Raw genomic sequence first — 9,069 nt, forward strand, 5'->3', positions numbered from 1 at the left:
CTCAGGCCCTCTCGACGAGCTTCTGGCCGAACAGGCCGGATGGGCGGACCAGCAGGAAGGCGAGGGCGACGACATAGGCGATCCAGCCTTCGATGCCGCCGCCGAAATAATCGCCGACATAGACCTCGGCCAGCTTCTCGGTGGCGCCGATCACCAGGCCGCCGACGATCGCCCCGAGGATGGAATCGAAGCCGCCGAGCACCAGCACCGGCAGGGCCTTCAGCACCACCAGCGACAGCGAGAACTGGACGCCGAGCCGGGCGCCCCACAGCAGGCCGGCGACCAGCGCCACCAGCCCGGCGGCCGACCACACCGTGGCCCAGATCAGCGGCAGCCGCAGGCCGACGGCCAGGGCCGCGAACGGGTCGTCCGCCACGGCGCGGAAGGCCAGGCCGATCCGGGTCCAGCGGAAGAAGGCGGTCAGGCCGGCCACCATCGCCGCCGCCACCGCCGCCGCGAACAGGTCGAACCGGCTGATGAGGACGCCGGAAATCTCGAACGGGATGTCGTCGATGCCGAGGTCGAGCCCGTGCACCTGGGTGCCCCACAGCAGCTGTGCGGCACCTTCAAGCACGTAGGACAGGCCGAGCGTGGCCATGAACAGGGTGATCGGCGGGCGGTTGACCAGCGGCCGCAGCACCGTCCGTTCGATCGCGATGCCCAGCACCACCATCACCGCGAAGGTGAGGACCAGCGCCAGGGCGAAGGGCACGCCCCGTTCCACCAGGCTGACGAAGGTCAGCGCGGCGAACAGCAGCATCGCCCCTTGCGCGAAGTTCAGCACGCCGGAGGTCTTGTAGATCAGCACGAAGCCGATCGCGACCAGCGAGTACATCACGCCGGACAGCAGGCCGCCGACCAGGACCTCGACCAGGAAGGCATAGTCGAAATCGGCCATCAGATGCCTCCGCCGGCTTCGGTGTCGTGGGCGATTCCGAGATAGGCGTCGATCACCGCCGGGTCGGCGCGCACCTCGGCCGGCGTGCCCTCGGCGATCTTGCGGCCGTAATCGAGCACGGTGACCCGGTCGGACAGGCCCATCACCACGCCGATGTCGTGCTCGATCAGGATCACGGTGGTGCCGTAGGTGTCGCGCGCGCCCCGGACGAAGCCGCTCATTTCCTGCTTCTCGGTGGCGGTCATCCCGGCCATCGGTTCGTCGAGCAGCAGGATCTTCGGCTCGGCCACCAGCGCCCGGGCCAATTCGACCCGCTTCTGCAGACCATAGGGCAGGGTGCCGACCAGCCGGTCGCGCACGGCGGCCAGCCGCAGGAAGTCGATCACGGCATCGGCCCGGGCGCGGGCGTCGGCCTCCTCGCGCCGGGCGCGGCCGAGGCCGACGATCTGCTCGATGAAGGTCGACCGGGCGGCATCGGCGCGGCCGGCGACGATGTTGTCCAGAACCGTCAGCCCCTTGAACAAAGCCAGGTTCTGGAACGTCCGGGCGATGCCCAGCCGGGCCAGGCGCTGGGTCGGGACCTGGGCGAAGCTGCGCTCGCCGATCCAGACGCGGCCGCGATCGGGCCGGTAGAGGCCGCTGATGATGTTGATCAGCGAGCTCTTGCCGGCGCCGTTCGGGCCGATCACGGCGCGGATCTCGGCGGACCCCACCGAAAAATCGACATCGGCCAGCGCGGTCACCCCGCCGAAGGACAGGCTGATGTCCTCCAGCCCCAGGGCGGAGCCGCGCGACATCCCCACGACGGGCTCGTCCGCGGCATGGCGGGCAACAGCCGGGCCGTCCGGCGGGAAGGGGCCGGCGGTCCGTGCGGCGGTTCCGTAGGGAACACCGGGCATCGTGAACTCCAGGGATCGGATGGGGCGGGCGGGGCCGGCTATTCCGCCGCGACCGCTGTGGCCGACCGGCGGGCCTCCAACTCGCGGACCAGCGGGATCACCCGCTTGCCGAAGAACTCGACCTCCTCCTGGAAGTGCAGGAAGCCCAGCAGGATCAAGCTGGCGCCGGCATCCTTCAGCCGGATGATGCGCTCGGCGATCTGTTCGGGCGTGCCGATCAGGTTCGAGCGGAAGCCGTCATTGTACTGGACCAGATCCTCGAAGCTGGACTTCGCCCAATTGCCCTGGCCCTCCGGCGAAGCCTTGCCGGCATTCTTGACCTCATGGCCGAAGGCATTGACCGCCTCCGGATTGGCCTTGGCGATGATCTCGGCCAGCACTTCCTTCGCCTCCGCCTCGGTCTCGCGGGCGATGGCGAAGGCGTTGACGCCGATCCGCACCGCGTGGCCGTTCTCGGCCGCCTTGGCCTGGATGTCATCGACCTGCTTGCCGATCTCCTCCGGCGTGTTGCCGTTGGTGAAGTACCAGTCGGACACGCGTGCGGCCATGTCGCGCGCCGCGCGGGACGATCCGCCCTGGAAGATCTCCGGCTGCGGGTCGATCGGCTTCGGCTTCAGCGAATAGTTGTTGAAGCGGTAGAAGTCGCCGCGGAAGGTGAAATTGTCCTCGGTCCAGATGCCCTTCAGGGCGCGGATGAATTCTTCCGACCGCCGATAGCGTTCGTCATGGACGAGCCAATGCTCGCCGATCGCGGCGAACTCGCCACGGAACCAGCCGCTGACGACATTGACCGCGACGCGGCCGTTGGTCAGGTGGTTGATGGTGGCGATCTGCTTGGCGGCCAGCGTCGGGTTCCACGGGCCCGGCAGGATCGCGGCGATCACCTTCAGCGTTTCGGTGGCCGCCAGCAGCGCATGGCTGAACGACACGGATTCATGCTGGAACTCGGCACCATAGCCCGCGGTGAAGCGGATCTGGCTCAGCGCGTATTCGAAGCCACTCGCCTCCGCGATCTGCGCCAGCTTGCGGTTGTACTCGATGCTCCAATCCGTGCGCTGCTCGATGTCGCTGATGACGAGGCCGCCCGAGACGTTCGGCACCCAATAGGCGAATTTGAGCGGGTCGGACGGTTGGCAGGCGCGGGTGGTGGGCTGTGCGGTCATGGCGGGCTCCAGGGAACAGACGGGATGGATGGGGAAGGCGATACGGGTCAGGCCCGGGCGGCGACCGGATGGGCGGCGGGCCAGTCGCGGGCCCAGGAGACCGGGAACAGCGACGCGGCTTCGCCGACGGCCTGGGCGACGCGCGCCTGCAGCGGCTCCGACAGGGCGTCGTCGACGACCTCGGTCGCGGTGCCGTAGACGAAGGTCGGCACCGTGATGGCGCGGAAGAAGCCCAGCAGCGGCCGCAGCTGGTGTTCGCCGACCAGGCCGTGCAGGGGGGTGCCGCCGGTTGCGGCCAGCAGCGCGACCCGGCCGGCCAGCGCGTCGCGGTCGACCAGGTCGAAGACGTGCTTCAGGATGCCGGACTAGCTGGCCCGGTACACCGGTGTGCCGATGATCAGCAGATCGGCCGTCTCGATGGTCCGCAGCAGGGCCTCGCCGGCGGCCGAGACCCGGTCGCGCGACAAGGCGGTCAGCAGATGCGGGCCGATCTCGGCGACGCCGATCGGCCGGATCGTGGCCGGGACGCGCTCCGCCAAGGCCGCCGCGATGTGGCCGAGCAGCGTTCCCGTGCGGGACGCCGAACGCGGGCTGCCGTTCACGGTGACGATGGTGGGGAAGGCGGTCCGGTTTGACATGACGTCTCCAATCCTGGTCCCGTCGATCCGACGGGCGCCTTCTCTCGTCAGCAATCGTCGTGCCAAGGCAGGAATCCTTTTAGAATCAATTAATATCATATAAATAATGTAATATAATGTGCTTCATTATCAGCATTTATGTGAAATAAGTTGTTTCCTTTCCAACAGCGTGTGAATATTCCAACAGGGCATGGGGTATCCGTGCCGGCGCCCGGCGACGAAGGAATTGGCGCGACGATGCGGAAGGATGGCGGCTTCCCGATCTCCCTGACGTCGATCGGGCCCCGCGTCTCCGGGGCCGGGCCGGATCGCCGCGCGTGGGCGACGGCCATGGTGTTCCAGGACCCCGCATCGCGGGCCCTGCGGGTGGATCTCGATCGCCTGGCACCGAGCGACGCTACCGTCCTGATCAGCGGCGAGACCGGCACCGGCAAGGAGCTGGTGGCACGCTATCTCCATGCCGGCAGCCATCGACGCGGCGGTCCTTTCGTCGCGGTGAATTGCGGTGCGCTGACCGATGGCCTGGCCGAGGCGGAATTGTTCGGCCACGAAAAGGGGGCGTTCACCGGCGCCCTGCGCAGCCAGATCGGCTGGTTCGAGGCTGCGCAGCACGGCACGCTGCTGCTCGATGAGATCGGTGACCTGCCCCTGCCGCTGCAGGTCAAGTTGCTGCGGGTGCTGCAGGAGCGTGAGGTGACGCGGGTGGGATCGCGCCTGCCGATCCCGGTCGATATCAGGGTGATCGCGGCGACCAACATCGATCTCGAGGTCGCGATCCAGGCCCGGCGGTTCCGGGAGGATCTGTTCTTCCGGCTCAATGTCGCCACCGTGCGGCTGCCGGCGCTGCGCGACCGGGCCGGGGACATCGCGCCCCTCGCCGAGCATTTCCTGGATCTGTATCGCAGCCGGATCGGGCGGCCCGGCCTGCATTTCGACGATAAGGCGCTCGACCTGCTCCGGCACCACCGCTGGCCCGGCAACATCCGCGAATTGGAGAACGTCGTCCACAACGCCCTGCTGCTGGCCGAGGGGCCAGGCATCGCGCCATCCGACCTTCGCCTCCTGCGTTCGCCACCTGCCGCCGCGGCAGCGGCGCCGGAGGCTCTCGAAGGTGGAGTGCGGGCGCTGGTCGGGCGTGCGATCGCCGCTGGCGAGCCGGGGGTGTTCGACCGGGCCGTCTCCAGCACCATCCGTGCTGCGTTCGATCTGGCCGACGGCAACCAGGTGCGCGCCGCGGCGATGCTCGGCATCAGCCGCAACACTCTGCGCACCCAGCTATCGCATCTCGGGGTGATCGCCCAGCGCCAGCGCCCCTCGGTGGCCAGGGACCTTCCGACCGATGCGGTGGCGGCCGGGCATCTCCTCCGCATCGGTTTCCAGAAATACGGCACCCTGGGCATCCTCAAGGCGAAGGGCTCGCTCGACCGGCATCTGGCCGGGATCGGCGTGCGCGTCGCCTGGACCGAATTCCCGGCCGGGCCGCAGCTGCTGGAAGCGCTGAGCCACGGCCGGATCGATTTCGGCACGACAGGCGAAACCCCGCCCGTCTTCGCCCAGGCGGCCGGGGTGCCGCTAATGTATGTCGCGCATGATCCGCCGGCGCCGACCGGCGAAGCCATCGTGGTCATGGCCGGCAGCGCGATCCGGCGGGTCGGCGATCTCCGCGGCAGGCGCGTCGGCCTGAACCGCGCGTCGAACGTCCACTATCTCCTGGTGCGGGCGCTGCAGGCCCATGGCCTCGATATCGGCGATATCATCCCCGTCTATCTCTCGCCGGACGACAGCCCGATCGAACAGCTGGAAGGTGGCGTGCTGGATGCCTGGGTCATCTGGGATCCGCTGCTGACGGCGGCGCAGCGCGCCTGCGACATCCGGGTGCTGGTCGACGGCAGCGGCCTGGTGCCGAACCGGCGATTCTACCTGGCGCGGCAGGCCTATGCCGCCGCCCACGGGCCGATGATCGACGTGCTGCTGGGGGAATTGCAGCAGGCCGGCGAATATGCGGCCAACAACCCGGCCGACGCGGCCCTGGCGACGGCCGCGGCTCTCGGCATTGACCGGTCGGCACTCGAGGTCGCGCTGCGGCGGTTGACCTACGGGGCCAAGCCCCTCGATGACGGGGTGATCGAGGAACAGCAGGCAATCGCCGACACCATGCACGCGGTCGGCCTGCTGTCCGGCCCGATCTCGGTCAAGGATGCCGTCTGGCCGGCGGCAAGCCGGACTTAGATTTCCAGCTGGGAGCGGGAATGCGGGTTTGTGCTGGCATGAATCACTGTGAGCCGGCCCGCAAATCTGCGCGCCGGCTCACAGCGAATGCGCCCCGAAGCCGTTTGGCTCAGGTCACTTGACCCGTGGGATGAAGCCCGGCACGCCGGTTGTCACCACGCTGTTGAACCGGATGTTCGTCGTGATGCCGTCCCGGATCTCCTGCATCGCGTCCTCCGGCAGGGTCGAGAAGTCGAAGTTCCCGCGGATGCGCTCAGGCTTGGTCGAGGTGGTCAGGAAGGCGGTGCCGCGCTGGGCGGCCCAGGCCAGTGCCACCTGGGCCGGCGTCTTGCCGACGCGCTGGGCGATGCCCGTGATCACCGGGTCAGCCAGCAGGTTCGGGTCCATGCCGTGGCCCAGCGGGGCGAAGGCCAGCAGCACGATCCCATGCTCCCGGCAGAAGTCGAGCAGTTCCCATTCCGGCAGATACGGGTGGGATTCGACCTGCACGGCGGAGGGCAGGATCCGCGCCCCCGCCACGATCTCGCGCAGCGTCTCCAGCGTGATGTCGGACAGGCCGATCGACTTGGCATGGCCGTCATCCACGAGGCGTTCGAGCGCCTGCCAGGTCTCGCCCAGCGTCACCCCGGGATCGTAGATCACCTTGCCGTGCTCGTCCCGCGGGTCCTGGTTGTCGCCGGGCTGGAAGGCGAAGGGGGTGTGGATGATGTAGCAATCGACCGTGTCGACCTTCAGCCGGCGGCGGCTGGCGTCGAAGGCCGGCTTGACCCGTTCGGGGCGGTGATTGGTGTTCCACAGCTTCGTGGTGACGAACACATCCTCGCGCCGGACCATCCCTGCCTGGAAGGCGGCCTGGAACGCGTCGCCGATCGCCTCTTCGTTGCGATAGCGTTCGGCGCAATCGAAATGGCGGAATCCCGTCTCCAGCGCGGCCGTCACCGCCTGTCGGGTTGCGACCGGATCGGGGATCAGCGTGCCGAACCCGGCGGCGGGCATCGCCCCGGTGCCGTGGTTCAGGGGAATCCTCTTGTCGCGGAGCGCATCGGGGGTTGCCATCTTGGTACGCCTTTGTCCTGGATTGGCGATGGAGTGCGGGTCAGTGGGCCGGGCGCGGCTTGCGCAGGAACAGCACGAGCGGGCTTGCGATCAGCATCGCGATCATCATGACCTCGAACTGGCCGATGATCCCGACGAAAGCCGCCTGGCCGGTGATTATGTGATCAAGCGAGACAAGTCCCGGCGCGGCGATCGACCCCGTGACATGGGCCGCGGCGCGATAGGGCGTGAGGTCCTTCGCCAGCGCCACATGCATGGCCTGGGTGTTCTGGTAGAAGAAGGTCTGCACCAGGGCGATGCCGATCGTGCTGCCATAGAGGCGCGACAGGTTGAACAGCACGGTTCCTTCCGGGCGCAACGCCGGGTCGAGCGTGCTGAACGCCATCCTGGTCAGCGCCGGCATCAGCATGCCCAGGCCGGCACCCTGGAACAGGCCGGCGACGATCACGGGCTGCCAGTCCATCAGGGGTGAATAGCCGAGCATCCGCCCGTTGGCGTAGATGACCAGCGCCATGCCGCCGGCCACGAGCCACCGGGTGTCGATCCGCGCCGGGGCCCGCACCGTCAGGATCAGCGCCGCGACCAGCGCGATGCTGCGGGGGATCGCCATGATTCCTGTGGTGTCGGCGGGATAGCCGAGCAATTCGTCCAGCATCGGCGAGGTCAGGGCCATGGTCGGCAGCAGGACGAAGCCGAAGGCGAAGAACAGGATCGCGGACAGGACGAAGTTGCGGTCCCGGAACAGCGCCTTGCCGAGGAAATGAACCTTCCGGGTCATCACATGCACGAGATAGAGGGTGAACCCGAGCACCGCGGCCGCGGCCTCCACCCAGCTCTCGGCCGAGGCGAACCAGTCCACGCGTTCGCCGCGGTCGAGCAGCAGTTGCAGCCCGATCAGGCCGAGCCCGAGCGTTGCCAGGCCGAACAGGTCGAAGGGCGGCGGCTGGTCGGCCTTCTTCTCCGGCAGCGACAGCGCCATCGCCAGCAGGATGAACCCCGCCATCGGCAGGCTGAGGGCGAAGATCGAACCCCAGCCGTAATATTCGCACAGCCAGCCGCCGATGCTGGGACCGCTGACGATGCCCAGCACCAGGGTGATGGTCCACACCAGGCTGATCCGGGCATGCCGCCGGGCCGGCAGCAGATCGAGCAGGATCGCCAGCGACAGCGGGGCCAGGGGGCCGCTCGCGGCACCCTGGACGATGCGGGCGGCCAGGAACTGCATCGTGGTCGTCGACAGCGTGGCGAGCACGAGGCCGAGGGCGAAGACGGCGATCGAGAGCTGATAGACCGCCTTCCGGCCATAGCGGCCGGCGAGCCAGCACGTCATCGGCATGGTGATGATGCTGGCCGCGATGTACCAGGAGAACACCCAGCCGACCTCGTCATCGGCCATCGACAGCGTGCCCTGGATGTGGAGCAGGGCGGCATTGGGCAGCGAGATGTTGACCGCCTGCATGTAGGTCGCCATCAGCGCCGCGATGGTGATGGCGCGATGGCTGTCGGCCGCGGGGGTCGACGCGAGTGCAACGCTGCTCATTTCTCCGCCCCCGTCGCGAGCATGGCCAGCAGCGCTTGGCGCCAGCTGCTGCGATGGCCGGTGTCGACCCGGACATTGGCGCTGATGCCCGAGAACAGCGGCCGGCCCGGGTCGAGCTCATCGAGTTCGAGGCGCACCGGCAGGCGCTGCACGACCTTGACCCAGTTGCCGGTCGCGTTCTCGGGCGGCAGCACCGAGAAATCCGATCCGGTGCCCGGGCTCATGCTGACGATGTGCGCCTTGAAGCTGCGGCCGGGGTAGGCGTCGACATCGATCGATGCCTCCTGGCCCGGGCGCATATGGGTCAGGCCGGTCTCGCGGAAATTCGCCTCGACCCAGACCTGCCGGCTCGACAGCAGTGAGAACACATCGGCGCCCGGATTGACGAAATCGCCGACCTGGAGGTCGTCGACCTTGGTCACGATGCCGTCGTCGGGCGCCGTCACCGTGGCGTAGGAGAGGTCGAGCCGGGCGCGGTCGAGCTGGGCCTGGGCCGCGCGGACCGACGGGTGGCGATCGATCTCGATATCCGGGTCGCCGTTCAGCGCGGCCACGGTGTTGGCGACCTGCTGTTCCATCGCCGCGATGTGCTGGCGCGCGACCTTGAGATCGGTGTCTGCCCGCTCATAGGCCGCGCGCGGCGTCC

Annotated in this window: 7 protein-coding genes and 1 pseudogene; 1 reads left to right on the forward strand and 7 read right to left on the reverse strand. The window is 68.3% G+C overall.

Annotated elements, in window-relative coordinates; all coding sequences use genetic code 11:
• Window position 1: 1 nt before the first annotated feature.
• From AC3XYG_RS27565 to AC3XYG_RS27580, 4 genes and pseudogenes are all read right to left on the reverse strand, one after another.
• Window positions 2–898 carry a branched-chain amino acid ABC transporter permease gene (locus AC3XYG_RS27565; protein ID WP_489143074.1) on the reverse strand — a complete coding sequence of 299 codons (897 nt, stop codon included), beginning with the start codon at window positions 896–898 and terminating at the stop codon, window positions 2–4.
• Window positions 898–1,797 carry an ABC transporter ATP-binding protein gene (locus tag AC3XYG_RS27570; protein ID WP_489143075.1) on the reverse strand — a complete coding sequence of 300 codons (900 nt, stop codon included), beginning with the start codon at window positions 1,795–1,797 and terminating at the stop codon, window positions 898–900. Before AC3XYG_RS27570 ends, AC3XYG_RS27565 begins: the two co-directional genes overlap by 1 nt.
• Window positions 1,798–1,835: 38 nt before the next feature.
• Window positions 1,836–2,960, reverse strand: a complete 1,125-nt coding sequence (gene sfnG / locus AC3XYG_RS27575; RefSeq protein WP_489143076.1) for a dimethylsulfone monooxygenase SfnG — start codon at window positions 2,958–2,960, stop codon at window positions 1,836–1,838.
• A gap of 47 nt (window positions 2,961–3,007) precedes the next feature.
• A pseudogene (locus AC3XYG_RS27580) lies at window positions 3,008–3,697 on the reverse strand (NAD(P)H-dependent oxidoreductase).
• 138 nt (window positions 3,698–3,835) lie between these two features.
• Between AC3XYG_RS27580 and AC3XYG_RS27585 the strand changes: the two are divergent.
• The gene (locus tag AC3XYG_RS27585) at window positions 3,836–5,827 is read left to right on the forward strand and encodes an aliphatic sulfonate ABC transporter substrate-binding protein (RefSeq protein WP_489143077.1); all 1,992 of its coding nucleotides are present in this window, start codon (window positions 3,836–3,838) and stop codon (window positions 5,825–5,827) included.
• A 114-nt stretch (window positions 5,828–5,941) separates the two neighbouring features.
• Here AC3XYG_RS27585 and AC3XYG_RS27590 read toward each other — a convergent pair whose 3' ends face one another.
• The 3 genes from AC3XYG_RS27590 to AC3XYG_RS27600 all read right to left on the reverse strand — a co-directional run.
• Window positions 5,942–6,883 (reverse strand): aldo/keto reductase, encoded by a 942-nt coding sequence (locus AC3XYG_RS27590; RefSeq protein WP_489143078.1) that lies wholly within the window; start codon window positions 6,881–6,883, stop codon window positions 5,942–5,944.
• A gap of 40 nt (window positions 6,884–6,923) precedes the next feature.
• Window positions 6,924–8,423 (reverse strand): MFS transporter, encoded by a 1,500-nt coding sequence (locus tag AC3XYG_RS27595; protein WP_489143079.1) that lies wholly within the window; start codon window positions 8,421–8,423, stop codon window positions 6,924–6,926.
• On the reverse strand, window positions 8,420–9,069 hold a 650-nt coding region (locus tag AC3XYG_RS27600), incomplete at its 5' end, for an HlyD family secretion protein (protein WP_489143080.1). The genes AC3XYG_RS27600 and AC3XYG_RS27595, both read right to left, overlap by 4 nt.

It is taken from the genome of Inquilinus sp. (genome assembly GCF_057815775.1).